We start from the raw sequence: 21,975 nt of genomic DNA, 5'->3' as shown, positions 1-21,975 counted from the left end.
AATTACAGTTTAATGAATAATCAGGTTAAACCTAACCTTGTTATAAACTGATAATTACCAAAACTTGTTACTTACCAGCGTTTAATATTGCTAATCCACGGAAAGATAGGTCTTGCAGAAGGTAAAATATTTAAAAAATTGATTATCTGGGAACATAACACGACGCAAAGTTCTAATTTTATCAACCTGTAACTTGCAACCTATAACCTAATCGTCTTTATACTTACGTTTTAAGTCGCCGTTTTTAATTTGTTTGATGAGTTGTCCCCAGGCAAAAGGATTAAGTAAGGGGTTGTTGTTGTATTGGTTGGGCATGGATTGCTTGTTCAGATACATCTGCTGCATATCCATGGTGTTGCGGAAATTAGCCGAGGGTCCGATGGAGGTATTATCAAAAATCCGGGCCATTAGTTGTTCGTTCAGGTTCTTTTCGGCCGCTGATTTTTGCTCGTCGGGTACGCGTAAAGCCAGAAACGCTTTTTTAAATAATTCTTCCGTGGGGTACGGGAAAACGCGCACTTCGGGTAGTAAGGTGGCATCTTCTTTTAATTCCAGCACTACGGAGTAACTTTGTTTATTGTAATTTTTTGGAATCATTACGGTCAGGTGTTTAAAACCCAGGGCCCGTACTACCACGCTGTCGCCGGCCAGCACGGGCATCGAGAAGTAGCCATATTCGTTGGTTACCGTACCGCGACCTGCTTTGGGCACAAAGACCGTAACGCCGGGTACCCCGTACAAACTATCGCCACTAGCCACCACCCCTGATAACTGCACCACCGTTGATTTACCTTGGGCAAAAGCTTTTTCCGGGATTATTAATCCGGCACCACACAGGAAACAAATAAAAAGCAGCTTTACGGTACCGTTAAAAAGCCGTATATAATTAAGGTGATTAAGTAACATATCTACATTTATTCTTTACAATTATACTGTTTTTCTGAAAGTATTCAGCGAGCAACTCTATTTTAAATAAGCCATTTATTAAATATAGAATCTTTACGGTTTTATTAAAAATCAATTTGCCGTTTAATTTTGTTGTACTACTTTATTTTAAAAAAAAGGCAAATGTTTAAAAATATTTTAATCTATCCCGTACAAACTCCTTAACTAACGCAAATGCGGCTGAAACATTTTAACGTAGCTTTTGGCGAACAAGTATTCAAAGCTTTAGGCGATGAATCACGGCTCCGGATTTTAAACCTGATTTACCGAAATACCGAAATGTGTATTTCGGATATAGAACAGGTTCTGGATTTTACGCAAACCAAAACTTCCCGACATTTGTCTTATTTAAAACTTTCGGGTTTAGTTGCGTTTAAGCGCATCGATAACTGGGTATTTTATTACATACGCGACGAAACGGCTGATTTGCTGCACACCATCTATAATTACCTGGAAAAAGACGAATTGTTACTGAAAGATCAAGAAACGTATCAGGTTTTATACTCAAACCGCGAATTAGCCGTAAACAAACTACACAACCGTAAATGGATGCCACAATAAACAGATGCAAAAGAGCTACCGCTGGTTGCTTACTAAACAGATTTAACTTAATTCCGTGAAATTTTTTCCGTTAAAAACCTATAAGCACATTTTCTTCGACCTGGACCATACGCTCTGGGATTTTGAAAAAAACGCCGAAGAAACTATCATTACTTTATATAACCAGTATGAGCTGGCCAAATTTGGCAAATTTACCTCTACTGATTTTTACAAAAAATACAGTTATATCAACCACCGCATGTGGCGCCAGTACCACGAAGGCAAAATAACGCAGCAAGAATTACGTGTAAGTCGTTTTGAGCAAACTTTAACTAAGCTCGGTCTAACGCCCGAACAAATACCAACGGGTTTGCCCGACGCTTTTACCACGCTTTGCCCCACGAAAACGGCCGTTTTTCCGTATACCTACGATGTATTAAGCTATCTGCAAACCAAATACAAGCTGCACATTATTACCAACGGCTTTAAAGAGGTGCAAAAAATTAAACTGACGGCGTCTAAACTACACGGTTATTTTACCGAAGTAATTACCTCGGAATGCATTAATTGCAGCAAACCCGACCGTAAAATTTTTGAATATGCTTTGAGCCGGGCTAATGTAAAAGCCGCAGATTGTCTTATGATTGGAGATAGCCTGGAAGCCGATATATTAGGCGCCAAAAATGCGGGTATTGACCAGATATTCTTTAACCCCGATAAAAAACGCCACCATCAAAAAGTAACCTACGAAATAAGCTGTCTCAGCGAATTGATGCGGGTGCTATAAGTTGCAGGTTACAAGTTGCAGGTTGCAAGTTGGGAAATTAGCAAGTTGAAAGTCTGCTTTATAAGAGCATCTCACATATATAAGGCACTAAATGGTTTATTCCCTTAACAGTTCAACTATCTAAGAATCTAACTTCGTAACTCTTTAACCTTATAACCTGTAACTTGCAACCTGCAACCTTCTAACTTTCCAACCAAATAACTTGCAACCTGCAACTGAAAAACTAAAATATTATGTCTGGATTTTTAAAGTACCACATCCGGTAAACGAGCCGGTAAAAAGTTATGCCCCGGGTTCGCCGGAAAGAAAAGAATTACAACAAACCTATCAGGATTTAAAAAGCCAACAACTAGATGTGCCTATGTACATTGGCAGCGAGGAAGTACGGAGCGGCAATAAACTACCGCTTACTATGCCCCACGATCACCAGCATGTATTAGGTTATTTCCACGAAGGCGATGCCAACCACGTAACGCAAGCCATTGAAGCCGCTTTGGCGGCCCGGGAACAATGGGCTAACATGCCGTGGCAAAGCCGGGCCGCTATTTTTTTAAAAGCGGCCGAACTTCTGGCTGGTCCTTGGCGAGCCCGTTTAAACGCGGCCACCATGTTGGGGCAATCTAAAAATGCTTATCAAGCAGAAATTGACTCGGCTTGCGAAATGATCGATTTTTTGCGTTTCAATGCCAAGTTCATGACCGAAATTTATGCGCAACAACCTGAATCAAGCCCTGGCATCTGGAATCGTTTAGAGCACCGGCCTTTAGAAGGCTTCGTGTTTGCTTTAACGCCATTTAACTTTACCGCCATTGCGGGTAATTTGCCCGCCGCACCCGCCATGATGGGCAACGTAGTGGTTTGGAAACCCGCGTACACCCAAATATATGCCGCGCAGTTTTTAATGCAGTTATTCCGGGCTGCCGGTTTACCCGATGGCGTTATTAATTTAATTTATGTAGATGGCCCCGTGGCTGGCGATATAATTTTCAGCCATCGGCAGTTTGCGGGCATCCACTTTACCGGTTCTACCGTGGTATTTAACAGCATCTGGAAAACCATTGGCAACAACTTACACCTGTACCGGGGCTACCCGCGCATTGTGGGCGAAACCGGCGGTAAAGATTTTATCGTGGCGCATCCATCGGCTATTGCCAAAGAAGTAGCCACCGGCATTACCCGCGGAGCTTTCGAGTACCAGGGACAAAAATGCTCGGCGGCCTCGCGGGCTTATATTCCGGCTAACTTGTGGCCGGAAGTAAAACAAGCCATCGTGGATGATTTAGAAACGTTTAAAATGGGATCGCCCGAAGATTTTGGCAATTTTATCAACGCTGTAATCGACGAAAAATCATTTAATAAGATTTCCAAATACATCGGATCGGCCAAAAACGACCCAGAGGTAGAAGTGATTGCGGGCGGAAATTACGATAAATCAGTAGGTTATTTTATCGAACCAACGGTATTATTGGTAAAAGACCCGGCTTACGTAACCATGTGCGAAGAAATATTTGGGCCGGTGATTACCATTTACGTGTACGAAGAATCGCAATTTGAAGAAATGTTGGAGATTGTGAACACCACTTCGCCGTATGCTTTAACGGGTTCTATTTTTTCCCGCGACCGGTACGCCATTGATTTAGCAACCAGTAAATTGCTACACGCTGCCGGCAACTTTTACATAAACGATAAGCCTACCGGAGCAGTAGTGGGTCAGCAACCTTTTGGGGGAGCCCGCTCCTCTGGCACCAACGACAAAGCCGGTTCCGTTTTTAACTTGATTCGCTGGACCTCTACCCGCACCATTAAAGAAACCTTTGTGCCGCCCGTAGATTATCGTTACCCTTTTTTGCAAGCAGATTAATTTAAACTTAAAACAAAGCCCGGCGAATTCCGGGCTTTGTTTTTAATCCACACACAGATTTAGCTCTTGAGAAAAAATTTAAAAAAATCAGGTATAAAGAATTAAATTGAACAGCTATTCCAGAAAAGATTAATTTGCGATTTATAATAATCGAACCATGAAAAAATTAGCTATTCTGCTGCTTGCTCTTACCAGCCTAAGTTTACTTTCTGTGTCTGCTCAAACTAAACCTTCGGAGATGCCCTTATACGAAGGCAAAATCCCGAATGAAAAGCCCGGTCCGAACGAAGAAAAATCCGAAACAGATGGCATTCTGCGCATTAGTAAGGTTCGCAATCCAACCCTGACTGCTTACTTACCACCAAAAGAAAAAGCAACCGGAGCCGCGGTTGTTATTTGTCCGGGTGGTGGTTACTCTATTTTGGCCGCCGCCCACGAAGGCGCAGACGTGGCCCGGAAATTTAATGAACACGGCATTGCCGCTTTTGTGGTAAAGTACCGTTTACCTGACGCCAATATTTCTACTAACCCCGAAATTTCGCCGTTGCAAGATGCCCAACAAGCTATCCGGGTAGTACGCAAACGGGCAACCGAATGGCAGATAGATCCGCAACGCATCGGCATTATCGGCTTTTCGGCAGGTGGCCATCTGGCGTCTACCGCGGGTACTCATTTTCAAAAAGCCGTTATCCCGAACCCGGATAATATCTCGGTGCGCCCCGATTTTATGATTTTAGTTTACCCGGTAATTAGTAGCCAACCGGGAGTAGCCCACGCGGGTTCTTTTGAAAAACTATTAGGTAAAAATGCTTCTCCGGAAAAGTTAAAAGAATACAGCAACGATCAGCAGATTACCGCACAAACGCCGCCTACCTTTCTGGTCCACGCCTCCGATGACAAGGTGGTACCGCCTAATAACAGTATCTTATTTTACCAGGCTTTACAACTGCAAAACATTCCCGCCGAGCTGCATATTTACCCCAAAGGAGGCCATGGTTTCGGACTTAAAAACCCGACCACGCCAGACTACTGGTTCGACCGGTGTTTAAACTGGATGATGGCCAGCAACTTTATAAAAAATACTACTGTAAAATAACCAACGACCCCATTTTATACCAAGACCTTTGTTAAGTTTAGCAAAGGTCTTTTTTGTTGCACGCTATTATAAAAACAGTCTGGCTGATAAAACTCCAACACTCTTTCTTAATCAAAATCTAAAAATTCATCTAATTAACGTGAGTTCGACATAAGCATTTATGCATAAAACCGCACTTATTTATTTTATAGAAAAACTTTAAAGATTTATTTCGGCTGTTTCTTCCTATCTAATTTGGTCATTCCGAAGGAATCTAACCGGTTACCTACTGATTTGATTCCTTCGAAATGACCGAAATAAAGAAGGATAACTTTAGACTAAACTTTGTTCTATTCTTATCTCGAACTCAAGCTAATTACTTTTATCTAAAACCAATTATAAATACGCCCAAGTGCTACAGGTACTTTTTAATTTAAACCAGTTTGTAACTCACCAAGTAATTTATAATTAGTCTAAAATTTAAAAAAATCGAAGTTTTTACTTCGTTAGAGCTATTATGGCCGCTTAATCTTCTTTCGGGTTTTAAATTGTGGCCGATCCTTTTATATCCGGTACTGCTTTCTTTTGAATAATTCTGATTAATGCGTACTTTTGCTCCCAAATTTTAATAACCGATTTTTTAGAGATGGAAACAGCCGCCACCGCTCAATTGCCTTCCGATTATTTACCGATATTAATACAATTTGCCGCCGCTTTAGGCTTTGTCGTATTTGCTATTGTAGTTACGCACTTAATCGGCCCTAAACGCCACAGTAAAGTAAAAGATGCGGCCTGGGAATGCGGCGTTGAATCTGTAGGCAATGCCCGTACACCGGTTTCCTATAAATACTTCATGACCGCTATTCTTTTTGTACTTTTTGACGTAGAAGTTATTTTCCTTTATCCGTGGGCCGTTAATTTCCGGGGCTTAGGCATGGAGGGCTTTATACAGATGATCGTATTTATGGCCATGCTGATGTTAGGATTCTTCTACGTAATTAAAAAAGGAATATTAAAGTGGGAGTAACCCCAGCCTAAATACTTAGGTGTGGATAAACTTTTAAGATTACAGGTATGTTAAGAAGTAGGATATTTCTTATTCTTAAATCTAAATAGAAACAATCATGAGTAATATAAAAACGGTAGAGGCGCCCGAAGGTGTAGAAGGACAAGGCTTTTTTGCTACTTCTTTAGAAAAAGTGGTAGGAATTGCCCGCAGTAATTCGCTTTGGCCCCTACCTTTTGCTACGTCTTGCTGTGGTATTGAATTTATGGCAACGATGGGCTCTACTTACGACATTGCCCGTTTTGGTTCCGAGCGTCCTAGCTTCTCGCCCCGCCAAGCCGATTTATTAATGGTAATGGGTACGATTGCTAAGAAAATGGCGCCTATTGTAAAGCAAGTTTATGAGCAGATGGCCGAACCCCGGTGGGTATTAGCCATGGGGGCATGTGCGTGCAGCGGGGGTATTTTTGATACTTACAGTGTGTTACAAGGCATCGACCGCATTATTCCGGTAGACGTGTACATTCCCGGCTGCCCTCCCCGTCCGGAGCAAGTACTGGATGGCTTAATGCAAGTACAGGAATTAGCTAAAAACGAATCTTTACGCCGCCGGAACTCACCGGAATACCAGGAACTATTAGCTTCTTACAACATTAAATAATCCATGGCCGAGCAAGGGTTAACCAACCAACACGTTTTAGATAATATTACTGCTAAATTTGGCGAATCTATTTTTAATGTAGAAGAGCCCTACGGCCTGTTAACGGTAACCACTACCCGCGATCAGATTATTCCGCTTTTAACGCATTTATATAACGATGCGGATCTTAAAATGAATTTCCTCACCACCATGTGCGGCATTCATTATCCCGATAACAAAGAGCAGGAGTTAGGGGTTATCTATCATGTTCATAGCTTGGTGCACAATGTACGGTTGCGGATAAAGATTTTCTTTCCGATTGATAACCCTATCGTGCCTACGGCCACTAATTTGTACGCGGCGGCAAACTGGATGGAACGGGAAACTTTTGATTTTTACGGTATTCAGTTCGAAGGGCATCCGAATCTCATCCGCATTTTAAATGTAGAAGACATGACTTATCACCCCATGCGCAAGCACTATCCCCTAGAAGATGGTACCCGGGAAGATAAGGTGGATACTTTCTTTGGCCGTTAATTTTAGTTTACCCCTATTCGTAGTTAGTTGTTTAAACCATATTTGAAAGAAGGATATTAAAGCAAAGCAACGAATAAATTTAAAAATTAACCATGCGTTATTTGTTTCAGGTTGCATAGACAGAGATAGCGGATAACAGATAACGAATAACGAACAACGCTAACATGGCAGATATTATAATAGAAGACAAGGTAAACACGAATGTGGGAATTGAAAAAATTCCGGATTCATTGCCTGCTCAATATAACGAACACGAACGCGAACTTACCACGCTGAATCTGGGCCCAACGCACCCGGCTACGCACGGTATTTTCCAGAATATTTTGCAAATGGATGGGGAGCGGATTGTGTCGGGTGTTCCGACCATTGGCTACATTCATCGGGCATTCGAGAAAATTGCCGAACGCCGCCCGTTCTATCAAATAACCCCGCTTACTGACCGGATGAACTACTGCTCCTCCCCTATTAATAATATGGGCTGGTGGATGACGGTAGAAAAGCTTTTAGGTGTTAAAACCCCAAAACGGGCCGATTATATCCGGGTAATTGTAATGGAACTGGCCCGGATTGCCGATCACCTGATTTGTAACAGTATCTTGGGGGTTGACTCCGGCGCTTTTACCGGTTTCTTGTACGTGTTCCAGGAGCGGGAGAAAATTTACGAGATTTACGAAGAATTGAGCGGTGCCCGTTTAACTACCAACATGGGTCGCATTGGCGGTATGGAACGCGATTTATCGCCGGTTGCTATTCATAAACTGCGCGAATGGATTGCCGGGTTCCCGAAAGTAATGAAGGAATTCGAAGCTTTGTTTACCCGTAACCGGATTTTCGTAGACCGAATTAAAGATGTTGGCCCCATTACTGCTGAAAAAGCTTTAAATTATGGTTTTACTGGACCTAACCTTCGGGCGGCTGGTGTAGATTATGATGTGCGAGTAATGAATCCTTACTCGTCTTATGAAGACTTTGATTTTGAAATTCCGGTAGGCACCACGGGTGATACTTACGACCGGTTTATGGTTCGGAACGAAGAAATCTGGCAAAGCTTCCGGATTGTGCAGCAAGCCTTGGAAAACTTACCCGAAGGCCCATATCACGCCGATGCTCCGGAGTACTTTTTGCCGCCGAAGCAAGCCGTTTATAAGAACATGGAAGCTTTAATTTATCACTTCAAAATTATTATGGGTGAAATTGAAGCTCCGGTAGGCGAAGTATACCACTCCGTAGAAGGTGGTAACGGCGAGTTAGGTTTTTATTTAATCAGTGATGGGGGCCGTACGCCTTACCGCTTACATTTCCGGCGCCCTTGTTTTATTTATTACCAAGCCTATCCCGAAATGGTGGTGGGCACCCAGTTATCCGATGCTATTTTAATTTTGAGTAGCATGAACGTAATTGCGGGAGAATTAGACGCTTAAGTAAAGTTAAAAGTTATCTGCTAACTGTAATCAAAAGTCCCTCTCCACCGGGTAGGGATTTAGGGAGTGGCCAAACAATGAACCTAACAGAACAGGAAATACAATTAATCCGGGAATATTTTAAAGATCAGCCCGTGTTAAAAGCTTACTTGTTCGGTTCATTTGCCCGCGGGGAAGCAGATGCCGAGAGCGATATTGATTTACTGGTTGACTTAGATTATTCGCAAAATATTGGTTGGCGTTTTTTTGGCATGCACCTGGAATTAGAAGAAATATTACATCGAAAAGTAGACGTAATTCCATCATATGATGTTTATGATAATATCCGACCGTATATCGAAAAAGACAAAAAGCTAATATATGCGCGATAAAATTGGTGATCGACACAGGTTGCACCATATATTAGATGCAATTGCTGAACTGGATGATTTTGTAGAAGGAATTCCTTTTTCAGATTTTGAATCAAACCGGATGATGCAGAAGCCTGTGTAAGAAACCTGATGATTATTGGTGAAGCCACAAATCATATATCAGCCGATATTAAAGATAAATATAATACGGTTGATTGGTTAGGGATAAAAGGATTTAGAAATATAATAGTGCATGAATATTTTAAAGTCAACAAAGCGGTAGTTTGGAAACTTATACATGATAATTTACCAGACTCAAAACCAATAATAGTACAAGCTTTAAAAGATTTGGAAGCAGCAAGTCAACAATTTTAAAATATAATGCTGATTCTCTTTGCCAGAGATTTAAAGTAAATAAAAATAAACAGCAGTTAAGGAATACTTAAATGTTGATAAAATAAACAAGAATAAACCGTTGATGGAATCAACAACAACTCAAAACAGAGTACAATTTTCTGAGGAGGCAATGGCCGAAATCAGAAGATATATTTCACACTACCCCCGGATCGGAAAAAATCAGCTATTCTTCCCATACTGCACATTGCGCAAGCGGAGTTTGGTGGTTGGGTAAGCCCCGCGGTTCAAGATAAAGTGGCCGAAATTTTAGACATTCAGCCAATTGAGGTGTACGAAGTAGCCACTTTTTATACCATGTTTAATTTAAAACCGGTTGGTAAGCACGTTCTGGAAGTGTGCCGTACCGGACCTTGCATGTTACGGGGCGCCGACCAATTAATTGAGCATCTGGAGAATCGCTTAGGTTGCCGCGTGGGCGAAAATAGTGCGGATGGCCTATTTACGTTGAAAACAGTAGAATGCTTGGCGGCTTGTGGCTTTGGTCCGATGCTGCAGATTCGGGAAAAGTACTACGAGAACCTCGACCCGGAAAAAACAGATCAGTTACTCGACGAGTTAAGTAAACAATAAACAAGTATCAGGTAGCAAGTAACAAGTATAAAATATTTAAATTTTACTTGAAGCTTCACCTGAGAAATACAAAATTTCAAAGTCTTGATACTAGTGTCCTGATACTAGTGTCTAAAATAAATAAATAATGGGAGTTAAAATATTAACTGAACATATAAACGTTCCGGGCATTAACACTCTGGAAACCTACCGTAAAATGGGTGGTTACCGGTCAGTAGAGAAAGCTTTGAAAACCATGACGCCCGACGAAGTGGTGGATGAAGTAAAAAAATCTGGTTTACGTGGTCGCGGCGGGGCTGGGTTTCCAACCGGTATGAAATGGAGCTTTTTGGCTAAACCAGAAGGCAAACCCCGCTATTTAGTTTGCAACGCCGACGAATCAGAACCGGGTACTTTTAAAGACCGGGTACTAATGGAAAAAATTCCGCATTCCTTAATTGAAGGGATGATTACCTCGAGCTATGCTTTGGGTGCCCGCACTTCTTATATCTACATTCGCGGCGAATTAATGTTTGTGCTGCGGATTTTAGAAAAAGCAATTGCCGAAGCTTATGCAGCAGGTTTTCTGGGAGAGAACATTCTGGGTTCCGGTTATTCATTAGATTTACATGTGCACCCTGGTGGCGGTGCATATATCTGTGGGGAAGAAACAGCCCTTCTGGAATCTTTAGAAGGGAAGCGGGGCAATCCTCGGAACAAGCCGCCATTTCCGGCAGTGCAAGGTTTGTACGCCTGCCCTACGGTGGTAAACAATGTAGAATCGATAGCGGCGGTGCCGTGGATCGTAAACAATACCGGCGAAGAATACGCTAAAATTGGCGTAGGTCGGAGTACCGGTACTAAGTTAATTTCGGCGGGTGGGCATTTAAACCGCCCGGGTGTTTACGAAATTGAATTAGGCTTACCCGTGGAGGAATTTTTATTCTCGGATGAATACTGCGGTGGTATCTGGAAAGGCCGGGAATTTAAAGCCGTTGTGGCGGGTGGTTCGTCGGTGCCTATCTTGCCAGCGCAATTATTTTTAAAAACAGCGGAAGGTACCCCGCGGGTAATGACTTATGAGTCGTTATCGGAAGGTGGTTTTGTAAGTGGTACTATGTTAGGCTCTGGTGGCTTTATTGCCATGGACGATACTACCTGTATTGTACGAAATACCTGGAATTTTGCCCGCTTCTACCATCACGAATCGTGTGGCCAGTGTAGCCCATGCCGCGAAGGAACCGGTTGGATGGAAAAAATTCTGCATCGGATTGAGCACGGCCATGGCCACATGCACGATATTGATCTGCTGGTAAATGTATCGAAGCAAATTGAAGGAAATACTATTTGCCCACTGGGTGATGCTGCCGCTTGGCCGGTAGCGAGTGCGGTTCGTCACTTCCGGGAAGAATTTGAATGGCATGTAAACCATCCGGATAAAGCAACAGCACCGGGTGCGGTTTACCGCGGAGCAGAAGATCTGGCTTTCGCGTAATTAGAAGCTGGATGCTGGACTTTATAAACGTCTAATCTAGCCTCTAAAATTTAAAAAATTTAAAAAACTGAAGCTGAGTAGTTTTAAAAGGCGAAAAGTAGTCAACAATATAATTTAAATGGCAAAAATAACTTTCGACGGCATAGAGGTAGAAGTAGAAGACGGAACTACTATCCTGAATGCTGCCCGTAAAATAGGTGGTGATGTAGTGCCACCCGCCATGTGTTACTATACGCCTTTAAAAGGCAGCGGCGGTAAATGTCGTGCCTGTCTGGTAAAAGTAACCGCTGGCTCCGCAAAAGATCCCCGTCCCATGCCGAAACTGGTAGCATCGTGTGTAACGCCGGTGCAAGATGGCATGGTGGTAGAAAACACCTTATCGCCGCAAGTATTGGAAGCGCGCAAAGGGGTGGTAGAGATGTTATTGATAAACCACCCGTTAGACTGCCCGGTTTGTGACCAGGCAGGCGAGTGCGATTTACAGAACTTTTCTTACGACCACGGCACCTCGGCTACTCGTTTCGAAGAAGAGCGGCGTACTTTTGAGCGGCAGGACATTGGTCCGCTGATTCAATTGCACATGAACCGGTGTATTCTGTGCTACCGCTGCGTGTATACTGCCGACCAGATTACCGACAAGCGGGTACACGGGGTTTTAGGCCGTGGAGACGCCTCGGAAATAGGCACTTACATAGAGAACGTAATTGATAATGATTTTTCTGGTAATGTAATAGATGTGTGCCCGGTTGGAGCCTTAACCGATAAAACATTCCGGTTTAAAAATCGGGTGTGGTTTACCAAACCCGTTGATGCACACCGCGACTGCCCAAAATGTACGGGTAAAGTTGTACTCTGGACCCGGGGAAATGATGTGCTTCGGGTAACGGCTCGCAAAAATGAGTATGGCGAAGTAGTAGATTTTATCTGTAACGAATGTCGTTTCGAGAAAAAAGAAGTAGCGGATTGGACTATCGAAGGCCCGCGTCATATTGCCCGTGCTTCTGTTATTTCGGCTAACCATTACGAGTTGCCGGTAATAAATCCGCAAATTATTGCCGATTTACCCGAAAGTACAACTAAAGAATTAAATCTTATTCCGAGACCATATTAACCCAGCATGGAGATCCCAGCATTGGCCATACAGGCCCTTATCATATTAGCTATTTTTGGTATTACCCTTTTAATTGCAACCTATTGTACCTGGGCGGAGCGAAGAATTGCCGGTTACCTGCAAGACCGTCCCGGACCAAACCGGGTAGGTCCATGGGGATTAGGCCAGCCTTTAGCCGACGCGGTAAAGTTATTTTTTAAAGAAGAATTTATTCCGGCTACTGCCAATAAATGGCTGTTTATAGCTGGCCCCTCTTTAGCTATGTTAACGGCTTTAATGAGCAGCGCTGTGGTTCCTTTCGGAAATACTATTTTATCCGATACTTTTGGCACCACTCGGATTCAAGGGATTGAAGTAAACATTGGGATGCTCTATATTTTTGGAGTAGTGTCGCTGGGAGTATACGGCATTATGATTGGTGGCTGGGCCTCTAATAATAAATTCTCTTTATTAGGCGCTATCCGGGCAGCTTCGCAGAACATTAGCTACGAAATTGCCATGGGACTTTCCATTATTGCAATGCTCATGATGACGGGAACTTTATCGTTGCGCGAAATTGCATTACAACAATCCGAACCGTTGTTCGGCATATCGGGCTTTAATTGGAATATTTTTTACCAGCCTTTAGGTTTTATTATTTTCTTAACCTGCTCGTTTGCCGAAACCAACCGTACACCGTTTGATTTACCAGAGTCGGAAGCGGAATTAGTAGGTGGTTACCACACGGAGTATGGTTCCATGAAGTTAGGCTTGTACTTGTTTGCGGAGTACGTGAATATCATTGTGGCATCGGCGGTAATGAGTACGCTGTACTTTGGCGGTTTTAATTTTCCTTTTCAAGACCAGGTTGGCCGATTAATTTCCAGCGATCCGGTGGTAGCGCATAATGCGGTAACCATCATTGGAACGGGGGTATTATTTTTAAAAATATTCGGTTTTATATTCTTCTTCATGTGGGTGCGCTGGACCTTACCTCGTTTCCGCTACGATCAGCTTTTAAATTTAGGTTGGAAAGGATTGATTCCTTTATCCATTATCAATATCGTTTTGACCGGAGCTATTATTTTAACTTACGAATATTTCAGAGGTTAATTGCTAACTAATTTTATTCGAGACTTTGTAAATGTTTAATCTTTTAACTCAACAGAATGGACGGTAATGAAAGATTAATCGAGAGTATGTCTGATGTTCTAATTGAGATCAAAGACTTGAAAAGTGAGGTAAAAGACATAAAAACTGAAATAAAAGGTCTACGAACAGAAACAAATAACCGGTTTGAAAACCTGGAAAAAGCAGTAGATAAAAATACAGAAGGAATAATTAAACTTCAATTATCAAACTCGGAACTAAGATTATCTAATATGCATCTGGCCCAAGAAATTGAACGAGTATTGGATTTAGATCGCAGATTAAAAATTATTGAAAATATTGTTCTCCATAAAGCTTCTTAATAAAAGCTGTACGAGAAATAGATATAAAAATTAAAATGGAATCTTTATCAAATAGAAAGAAAGTATTAGAACAGAAACCCATGACGATGACCGAGAAGATGTATCTTCCGGCTATTTTCCAAGGTTTGTCTATAACCATGCGGCACTTTTTTAAAAAGAAGCCCACTATTCAATACCCGGAACAAACGCGAGAATTTGGTCGGGAATTCCGGGGCTTACACGTATTACGCCGCGACGAACAAGGTCGGGAACGGTGTACGGCTTGCGGATTATGCGCCGTAGCTTGCCCGGCCGAAGCCATTACGATGGTGGCAGGTGAGCGCAAAAAAGGCGAAGAGCATTTGTACCGGGAAGAGAAGTACGCTGTAACTTACGAAATAAATATGCTACGGTGTATATTCTGTGGTTTGTGCGAAGAAGCTTGTCCGAAGGAAGCAGTATTTTTGCAAAATGATAAAACGGCGCCACCTCGTTTTGAGCGTGATGAGTTTATCTACGGCAAAGACCGGCTGGTTGAACCTCTGGATCGCGCTAATTCAAAAGAAAACATTAAATATAGATATTAGTCCACAGTCGATAGTTGATAGCCCGTAGAAAATTTAAAATTATGGACTAGCAACTATCAACTATTAACTATCAAAAATGACTGGTAACCTGTTTTACTTCCTGACTTTTATAACCTTATTTGCTGCGCTGGGTGTGGTTTTCTCGAAAAACCCGGTGTATAGCGTACTTTGCTTGATCTTAACCTTCTTCAGCTTATCGGGCCATTATATTTTGTTAAATGCTCAGTTTGTAGCCGCGGTAAATATAATAGTTTACGCAGGCGCTATTATGGTTTTGTTTCTGTTCGTGATTATGTTTTTAAACTTAAACGAGGATACCGAGCAAACGCAACATAAATCAACGCTGATGAAGGTAGCTGGGGTAATTTCAGGAGGATTGTTACTAGTGATTATGATTGCCGTGTTAAAAGACGCGGAACTTGGCACCGTAGATACCGAAAATTTTAATTCCCAAATTGGTTTAGTAGAAAATCTGGGTCAGTTATTATTCACGAAATATTTATTACCCTTTGAGTTAGTTTCGGTTCTGTTTTTATCGGCTATGGTTGGGGCAGTGATGTTAGGGAAAAAAGAATCGCAGCAGCGGCACTTTTAAAGTACTTAATTATAAATGGCGACATACCCTGTCGCCATTTGTATTTGCATAAACTAATAAATAGTTGGGTAAATAGTAAAATGGCGGTAACTTGCGCCGCTAATTGCGAAAGCAATATTTTACATTAAAAGCTAACGAAGCTTACAAAACAATGAACGAAATCCCTGAAGTAATCAGAACCATTCCCTTACATTATTACCTGTTCTTCAGCAGCACTTTATTTGTTATTGGTATTATCGGGGTTCTCACCCGGCGTAATGCTATTGTTATTTTCATGTGCATTGAACTGATGCTAAATGCAGTTAATCTATTGTTAACAGCTTTTTCGGCTTATCGCTCCGATGCCAACGGTCAGGTTTTCGTGTTTTTTATTATGGCGGTGGCCGCTGCTGAAGTTTGTGTTGGCTTAGCTATCATTGTAATGATCTACCGCAACTTACGGTCAACGGATATTAATATTCTGAGTAACCTGAAGTGGTAGTTGTATAAACATTATTACCAAAAACTTCATTTTTTAAATATTTCTGTTCGACACTAACGAACAACGAACAAAAAACCAGAGGATGCAAACAAACTTACTACCTGCCACCAATTCCAGCATGGCCTTGTTCTGCTTACTTATTCCCCTTCTTCCTTTTATCGGATTTATTATTAACGGACTTGGCAACCGTTCTTTGCCCAAAAGTTTACAAACTTTAATTGGGTGCGGCAGTGTGCTGGCTTCTTTTTTAATTTCCCTTTACTTGTTTTTCGATTTTAATGGTCAATCGTACGCCGTTGATTTATTTGACTGGATAAACGTCGGCAACCTGCGGATTCCCTTTTCTTTTCTCATTGACCAGTTATCCCTGGTTATGTTGTTATTAGTAACTGGCGTAGGTTTCGTTATACATGTGTATTCTGCGGGCTACATGAGCCACGACGAAAATTTTGGAAAGTTCTTTGCCTTTCTGAATCTTTTTATCTTCTCGATGCTCCTGCTGGTATTAGGCTCTAACTACGTGATGATGTTTGTGGGCTGGGAAGGGGTTGGTTTGTGTTCTTACTTGCTCATTGGCTTCTGGAACAAAGTTACTCCGTACAACAATGCCGCTAAAAAAGCTTTTATCATCAACCGTATCGGCGACTTAGGCTTTTTATTAGGTATTTTTTTAATTTTTATCACTTTTGGTAGTGTTTCGTACGGCGATGTTTTTCAACAGGCATCCCAAATCCATGAAGTAAATCAGCCGGTAATTGTTACTATTACTTTATTATTATTTGTTGGTGCCATGGGTAAAAGCGCGCAGTTACCCCTTTACACCTGGTTACCCGATGCGATGGCTGGCCCTACTCCAGTTTCGGCTCTGATCCATGCCGCTACCATGGTAACGGCCGGTATTTACATGGTTATCCGCTCCAACGTATTATACACTTTGGCTCCGGGTACTTTAGAATTCATCGCCATTATTGGTTTAGCCACGGCTGTTTTTGCCGCTACCATTGGTTTAGCTCAGAATGATATTAAAAAAGTTTTGGCGTACTCTACGGTGAGTCAGTTGGGTTATATGTTCCTGGCTCTGGGCGTAATGGCTTACACTTCTTCTATGTTTCACGTGTTAACTCATGCTTTCTTTAAAGCTTTATTGTTCCTGGGAGCTGGTAGCGTAATTCATGCTATGAGTGGGGAACAAGACATCCGGAGCATGGGTGGTTTACGCAAGAAGTTGCCTATTACTTTCATCACCTTTCTGATTGGCACCTTAGCTATTTCGGGTATTCCGCCGTTTGCTGGTTTTTTCTCGAAAGACGAATTATTAGCGCAGGTTTACGAGCATAGCAAAATCATGTGGGCTTTTGGTTTACTCACTTCCTTCATGACGGCTTTTTACATGTTCCGGTTATTGTTCCTGACCTTTTTTGGCACCTTCCGCGGCACCGATGAGCAACGACATCACTTACACGAATCGCCAGCCAGCATGACCTTCCCATTAATTATTCTGGCCATTTTATCTACTATTGGCGGATTTATGGGTTTACCGGCTGTTTTCAGCGAAAATCACATCTTATCTAAGTTCTTAGAACCGGTTTTAGGATTCTCCCGTGCGGCGGTACCAAGCGCTTTTGAAAAAGCGCATTTAGATCATGCTACCGAATACATGCTGATGGCTATATCGGTGGCAGTAGCAGTAGTTGCTATAATTGCAGCTTATATTACCTACGTAAGCAAGAGAACCGTTCCGGCCGACGAAAAAGAAGGTACTTTTGGTTTACATAATTTAATTTACAACAAGTATTACATTGACGAAATTTACAATGCCATAATTGTTCGCCCGGTGATGTGGCTGTCTACGGGTTTATACCGTTTCGTGGAAAAAGGCTTCATCGACCCTATTGTGAATGGCTTTGGTAAAGTTACTTTAGCTGGGGGCCGCAATTTGCGTTTTTTACAAACCGGTGCTATTGGCTTCTACATATTCGCTATGGTTATTAGCATTGCCTTGATTCTACTCCTGAACTTTGTTATCAGATAAGTTACTCCTGAAATATGTCTAACCTTACCTTGTATTTACTCCTTTGGCCTAGCTTAGCTGGCATCCTGATTTTAATGTTAAAAGATCAGAGTGCGAAACGAGCAGCTTTTGGAGCCGCCCTTGTTGAATTCTTTTTGGCAATACTGGCCATGGTGCAGTATGAGCCTAATGCTTACCGCCAATTTACTTTCGACCATACCTGGATTCAGAATTTTGGTATTAATTTTTCCATCGGTATGGATGGGATTAGTTTATTACTAGTTTTTTTAACCACCTTTCTGGTACCGTTAATTATTCTTTCTTCTTTTCCGCATTCTTATAAAAACCCAAATGTATTTTATGCTTTAATCCTGTTTATGCAAACCGGGTTAATTGGCGTATTCACCTCGTTTGATGCTTTTCTGTTTTATTTTTTCTGGGAAGTAGCTTTAATTCCGATTTATTTTATCGCGGGTATTTGGGGGGGAGACCGTCGGATTGCGGTTACTTTTAAATTTTTCCTGTACACCATCATTGGCTCTTTGTTTATGCTCGTGGGTTTCGTGTACTTATACTTTCAAACCCCCGGTACCCATACTTCCGATATCAACGCTTTTTACCAATTAAACTTAAGCGCAACGGACCAAAGCTGGATTTTCTGGTTTTTGTTTATTGCTTTTGCTATTAAAATGCCGGTTTTTCCTTTTCATACCTGGCAACCCGATACCTACACCGAATCGCCTACCCAAGCTACCATGCTCTTATCGGGTATTATGTTAAAAATGGGTATTTACGGGGTTATTCGCTGGCTTTTACCAGTGGTACCCAAGGGCGTTAGCCAGTGGGATACTTTGGTAATCGTTTTAGCTATCATTGGGATTGTATACGGGGCTATTATTGCTATTCGCCAAAGCGACTTAAAACGACTCATTGCTTTTTCCTCTATTTCGCACGTGGGTTTAATTGCCGCGGGTATTTTTACGCTAACAGAACACGGCATGCAGGGTGGTATCATTCAGATGTTAAGCCACGGTGTGAATGTAGTTGGTCTTTTCTTTATTATTGATATTATTTTCCGTCGTACCCAAACCCGCGACATAGCCAATTTGGGGGGCATTACCCAAACTACTCCCGCTTTATCTATCTTCTTTTTAATTTTAGTTTTAGGTACCGTAGCGCTACCCTTAACTAATGGGTTTGTAGGCGAATTCTTATTGCTTTCAGGGGTATATCAATTTAACAGCTGGATGGGCGCTATTGCTGGCTTAACCATTATTCTGGGTGCTGTTTATATGCTGCGGATGTTCCAGAAGGTAATGTTCGGGGAACAAAACAGTATTACCGCCACTTTCCGCGACTTAACCGGTTTGGAGAAAGCAGTTCTGATTCCATTAGTAGTAATGGTATTCTGGATTGGCTTGCACCCCAATACGTTCATGAGTTTAACGGAACCGACCGTGGGTCATTTACTAGGCATCATAAATAGATAATGCGAATCTTGATGTTCGATTATTCGATTATATTTTAACCCGAACTATCGAACATCGAATATCTAAAATCTTATAAGAAATGAATTCCATTATACTGCTAACAACCTTTGGAATTTTGAACCTGTTTGTTGGGTTCCGAAAATCAAACAAGCTGATTTTACCATTGGTGTTCTTGTTTTTGCTTATTGTGTTGCTGGCTAATTTCTACGACTGGAACAATACGCAAACGTATTTTGAGCAAATGTTAACCATCGACAACTTTGCGGTAGCCTTTACCGCCGTGGTGGTTTTAACAACTATTTTGGTAGTTCCTTTTGGCAAGAGGTACGCCGACGAGCAAAATGAAAGCTTAGCCGAATTCTTTTCTATTCTGTTGTTTGCGTTAGTAGGGGCTATTATGATGGTGTCCTACGAAAACTTGATCATGCTTTTTGTTGGTATCGAGATACTATCTATCAGTATGTACGTTTTGGCCGGCAGCGATAAGAAAAATTTAAAATCGAACGAAGCCGGATTGAAATACTTTTTAATGGGTTCTTTTGCTACCGGTATTTTACTGTTCGGGATTGTTTTAATTTATGGCGCGACGGGCACATTTACCATAACCGAAATAAGTTCGGTAGCTACCACAGGCTCAACAGATGCTTTAACTTCGCCTTTATTGGCCATGGGTTTATTGTTCACGCTCATTGGAATTTCTTTTAAAGTATCTGCCGCTCCTTTTCATTTCTGGACGCCGGATGTATACGAAGGAACGCCTACCCTGTTCACGGCTTTTATGAGCACTGTAGTAAAAACAGCCGGGTTTGCCGGTTTTTACAAATTAATGTCAGTTTCTTTTGCTGGAGCTTATAATATCTGGTTTCCGACTTTAGTAGCCATGACGGTAATTACTTTAGTTATCGGGAACATTGGGGCCGCTACCCAGAATAGCTTTAAGCGTATGATGGCTTATTCGAGTATTTCGCACGCTGGTTATTTAATGATTGCTTTGCTATCTTTTAACGACCGTTCCGAGAATGCCATTTTCTTCTATTCATTGGCCTATTCCATAACTACTATTGCGGCATTCGGTATTTTAAAAATTGTATCGGACCAACGCGAAGATGTTTCTTATAACGCCTTTAATGGTTTAGGCAGAACCAATCCATTGTTAGCAGCCGTTATGACTATTTCGATGTGTTCGTTGGCGGGGATTCCTTTAACCGGCGGCTTTTTTGGAAAGTTATTTATCTTTAGCGCCGCTTTAGAGCAAAATATATTGTGGTTAATTATAGTGGCCATTATTATGTCGATGGTTGGTATTTACTACTACTTCCGGGTAGTAATTGCCATGTATATGCGCGAGCCATCCGGTGAGCGGGTGAAAGTAGATACTTTTACTACCTTCACGCTTATTTTTATTGCCATACTTACTATGGTTTTAGGTATTTTCCCGGGAATATTTAGCGATGTTTTATAACTAGGTAAGTTATTTATCTCACAACAAAAAAGCAGCTTTATTTCTAAAGCTGCTTTTTTGTTGAATATTGTATTTTAACTTAAAACTGTTGTGTCGTAACAAAAATTTAAAAATTAGCCACCTATAGACGACATAGATTCAAAAATGGATAATAAAGAAGGTCGTTGCGCCTCTGCTTCATAACCATTTTTAGCCCGGCTATTAAAGGTTCTTAATAATTCTTCGATCAAAGTAGCATTAGAGGTACCGCTTCGCAGAATATCTTTTACATTCAGCACATCATTGCCGTATAAACAGGTTTTTAACCCACCTTGGGCAGTTACCCGAATGCGGTTACAAGTGCCACAAAACGTACGGGAGAATGCCGCAATTACCCCAATATTGCCTTTGTAACCCGGAATAGCGTAATGGTTAGCTGTAGAATGCAGATCGTCCGAAACTTTATATAAATCCGGAAAAGCAGTTTGTAACTCTTGAATGATCTTGCGGTAATTCCAGGTTAATACCGGGTAATGTTGGCCCTCCCCGTTAAAAGGCATTTCTTCGATAAACCTTACCGAAACCGGATAGTCTTTGGTGAGCGCCGCCAATGGTACAATATCCGCAATGTTCTGATTTTCCATTACCACCGCGTTAATTTTGACGGGAATCTGACTATCCAGCAAAGCATAATACGTTTGCATTACTTTTTCAAATTCGTCGCGGCGGGTAATTTTAAAAAAACGCTCCCGGTCTAAGGTATCCAGACTCAGGTTCACGGATTTAATACCTAATTTAACCAGATCTTCGATATACGGCTCCGTTAAAACGCCATTGGTGGTAATATGGATTTCTTCGATGCCCGGAATGGCTTTTACCTGTTGCAGAAAATAAATTAGATCTTTCCGCAGAAAAGGTTCGCCCCCGGTAATTCTTACTTTGCTAATTCCTAAACTGGCCAGAACCTGCAGCATGCGCTCCATTTCTTCGTAAGTAAGCAGTTGCTTTTTAGGCAGGTAATCAATGCCCTCAGCGGGCATGCAATAAAAACAGCGCAGATTACACCGGTCGGTAACCGCCAGGCGGACGTAAGTCAGCGGCCGGCCGTGGTTATCGATAATCGGGGTGCGTTGTTTTGTCATAATCAGATGCTTACTATCGAAAGTAAGTTAAAATTTTGAGAATGTAAATAGAAAACCAATTCTA

General features: G+C 41.8%; 23 protein-coding genes and 1 pseudogene. 22 read left to right on the top strand and 2 right to left on the bottom strand.

What is annotated here, in order from left to right; all coding sequences use genetic code 11:
- Positions 1-207 precede the first annotated feature (207 nt).
- Positions 208-906 (bottom strand): carboxypeptidase-like regulatory domain-containing protein, encoded by a 699-nt coding sequence (locus AHMF7616_RS00495; protein WP_115371104.1) that lies wholly within the window; start codon positions 904-906, stop codon positions 208-210.
- Between the two features lie 213 nt (positions 907-1,119).
- On the opposite strand from AHMF7616_RS00495, the gene AHMF7616_RS00490 reads away from it, so the two are divergent.
- The 22 genes and pseudogenes from AHMF7616_RS00490 to AHMF7616_RS00385 all read left to right on the top strand — a co-directional run bounded on the left by AHMF7616_RS00490 (position 1,120) and on the right by AHMF7616_RS00385 (position 20,790).
- Positions 1,120-1,506: an ArsR/SmtB family transcription factor gene (locus tag AHMF7616_RS00490; protein WP_115371103.1), complete on the top strand. Its 387-nt coding sequence runs from the start codon at positions 1,120-1,122 to the stop codon at positions 1,504-1,506.
- Between the two features lie 55 nt (positions 1,507-1,561).
- Positions 1,562-2,272: a YjjG family noncanonical pyrimidine nucleotidase gene (locus AHMF7616_RS00485; RefSeq protein ID WP_115371102.1), complete on the top strand. Its 711-nt coding sequence runs from the start codon at positions 1,562-1,564 to the stop codon at positions 2,270-2,272.
- A gap of 202 nt (positions 2,273-2,474) precedes the next feature.
- On the top strand, positions 2,475-4,133 hold the full coding sequence (gene pruA, locus AHMF7616_RS00480) for an L-glutamate gamma-semialdehyde dehydrogenase (protein WP_233507221.1): 1,659 nt from the start codon (positions 2,475-2,477) through the stop codon (positions 4,131-4,133).
- A gap of 157 nt (positions 4,134-4,290) precedes the next feature.
- Positions 4,291-5,229: an alpha/beta hydrolase gene (locus AHMF7616_RS00475; protein WP_115371101.1), complete on the top strand. Its 939-nt coding sequence runs from the start codon at positions 4,291-4,293 to the stop codon at positions 5,227-5,229.
- Between the two features lie 625 nt (positions 5,230-5,854).
- Positions 5,855-6,235: an NADH-quinone oxidoreductase subunit A gene (locus AHMF7616_RS00465; RefSeq protein ID WP_115371099.1), complete on the top strand. Its 381-nt coding sequence runs from the start codon at positions 5,855-5,857 to the stop codon at positions 6,233-6,235.
- 97 nt (positions 6,236-6,332) lie between these two features.
- Positions 6,333-6,875, top strand: coding sequence for an NADH-quinone oxidoreductase subunit B (locus AHMF7616_RS00460; RefSeq protein WP_185274283.1), 543 nt, complete (start codon positions 6,333-6,335; stop codon positions 6,873-6,875).
- A gap of 3 nt (positions 6,876-6,878) precedes the next feature.
- Complete coding sequence (locus AHMF7616_RS00455) at positions 6,879-7,391, top strand: NADH-quinone oxidoreductase subunit C (RefSeq protein ID WP_115371097.1); 513 nt, start codon at positions 6,879-6,881, stop codon at positions 7,389-7,391.
- Between the two features lie 164 nt (positions 7,392-7,555).
- A complete protein-coding gene (locus tag AHMF7616_RS00450; RefSeq protein ID WP_115371096.1) occupies positions 7,556-8,812 on the top strand; it encodes an NADH-quinone oxidoreductase subunit D in 1,257 nt (418 codons plus the stop codon).
- A 77-nt stretch (positions 8,813-8,889) separates the two neighbouring features.
- The gene (locus tag AHMF7616_RS00445; protein ID WP_115371095.1) at positions 8,890-9,183 is read left to right on the top strand and encodes a nucleotidyltransferase family protein; all 294 of its coding nucleotides are present in this window, start codon (positions 8,890-8,892) and stop codon (positions 9,181-9,183) included.
- Positions 9,173-9,304: a ribonuclease HepT family protein gene (locus AHMF7616_RS27405; RefSeq protein WP_262511710.1), complete on the top strand. Its 132-nt coding sequence runs from the start codon at positions 9,173-9,175 to the stop codon at positions 9,302-9,304. The genes AHMF7616_RS00445 and AHMF7616_RS27405 overlap by 11 nt, the downstream gene beginning before the upstream one ends.
- 8 nt (positions 9,305-9,312) lie before the next feature.
- Positions 9,313-9,537 carry a HepT-like ribonuclease domain-containing protein gene (locus tag AHMF7616_RS00440; protein ID WP_115371094.1) on the top strand — a complete coding sequence of 75 codons (225 nt, stop codon included), beginning with the start codon at positions 9,313-9,315 and terminating at the stop codon, positions 9,535-9,537.
- A 103-nt stretch (positions 9,538-9,640) separates the two neighbouring features.
- A pseudogene (locus AHMF7616_RS00435) lies at positions 9,641-10,149 on the top strand (NADH-quinone oxidoreductase subunit NuoE family protein).
- A gap of 127 nt (positions 10,150-10,276) precedes the next feature.
- Positions 10,277-11,623 carry an NADH-quinone oxidoreductase subunit NuoF gene (nuoF, locus tag AHMF7616_RS00430; RefSeq protein ID WP_115371093.1) on the top strand — a complete coding sequence of 449 codons (1,347 nt, stop codon included), beginning with the start codon at positions 10,277-10,279 and terminating at the stop codon, positions 11,621-11,623.
- A 118-nt stretch (positions 11,624-11,741) separates the two neighbouring features.
- A complete protein-coding gene (locus AHMF7616_RS00425) occupies positions 11,742-12,734 on the top strand; it encodes an NADH-quinone oxidoreductase subunit G (protein WP_115371092.1) in 993 nt (330 codons plus the stop codon).
- Between the two features lie 6 nt (positions 12,735-12,740).
- Positions 12,741-13,826, top strand: a complete 1,086-nt coding sequence (nuoH, locus tag AHMF7616_RS00420) for an NADH-quinone oxidoreductase subunit NuoH (RefSeq protein WP_115371091.1) — start codon at positions 12,741-12,743, stop codon at positions 13,824-13,826.
- 56 nt (positions 13,827-13,882) lie between these two features.
- Positions 13,883-14,185, top strand: coding sequence for a hypothetical protein (locus AHMF7616_RS00415; RefSeq protein ID WP_115371090.1), 303 nt, complete (start codon positions 13,883-13,885; stop codon positions 14,183-14,185).
- A gap of 35 nt (positions 14,186-14,220) precedes the next feature.
- A complete protein-coding gene (locus AHMF7616_RS00410) occupies positions 14,221-14,751 on the top strand; it encodes a NuoI/complex I 23 kDa subunit family protein (protein WP_115371089.1) in 531 nt (176 codons plus the stop codon).
- Positions 14,752-14,827: 76 nt separating this feature from the next.
- Positions 14,828-15,346, top strand: a complete 519-nt coding sequence (locus AHMF7616_RS00405) for an NADH-quinone oxidoreductase subunit J family protein (RefSeq protein WP_115371088.1) — start codon at positions 14,828-14,830, stop codon at positions 15,344-15,346.
- 151 nt (positions 15,347-15,497) lie between these two features.
- A complete protein-coding gene (gene nuoK / locus AHMF7616_RS00400) occupies positions 15,498-15,827 on the top strand; it encodes an NADH-quinone oxidoreductase subunit NuoK (RefSeq protein WP_115371087.1) in 330 nt (109 codons plus the stop codon).
- Positions 15,828-15,909: 82 nt separating this feature from the next.
- Positions 15,910-17,859: an NADH-quinone oxidoreductase subunit L gene (gene nuoL, locus AHMF7616_RS00395; protein WP_115371086.1), complete on the top strand. Its 1,950-nt coding sequence runs from the start codon at positions 15,910-15,912 to the stop codon at positions 17,857-17,859.
- Between the two features lie 14 nt (positions 17,860-17,873).
- Positions 17,874-19,328: a complex I subunit 4 family protein gene (locus tag AHMF7616_RS00390; protein WP_115371085.1), complete on the top strand. Its 1,455-nt coding sequence runs from the start codon at positions 17,874-17,876 to the stop codon at positions 19,326-19,328.
- Positions 19,329-19,407: 79 nt separating this feature from the next.
- Complete coding sequence (locus tag AHMF7616_RS00385) at positions 19,408-20,790, top strand: NADH-quinone oxidoreductase subunit N (protein WP_115371084.1); 1,383 nt, start codon at positions 19,408-19,410, stop codon at positions 20,788-20,790.
- Positions 20,791-20,903: 113 nt separating this feature from the next.
- On the opposite strand, the gene moaA is transcribed toward AHMF7616_RS00385, so the two are convergent.
- The gene (gene moaA, locus AHMF7616_RS00380; RefSeq protein ID WP_115371083.1) at positions 20,904-21,911 is read right to left on the bottom strand and encodes a GTP 3',8-cyclase MoaA; all 1,008 of its coding nucleotides are present in this window, start codon (positions 21,909-21,911) and stop codon (positions 20,904-20,906) included.
- Positions 21,912-21,975 lie beyond the last annotated feature (64 nt).

It is taken from the genome of Adhaeribacter pallidiroseus (assembly GCF_003340495.1).
Classification (GTDB): domain Bacteria; phylum Bacteroidota; class Bacteroidia; order Cytophagales; family Hymenobacteraceae; genus Adhaeribacter; species Adhaeribacter pallidiroseus.
This window is presented reverse-complemented; position numbering and strand designations above follow the sequence as displayed.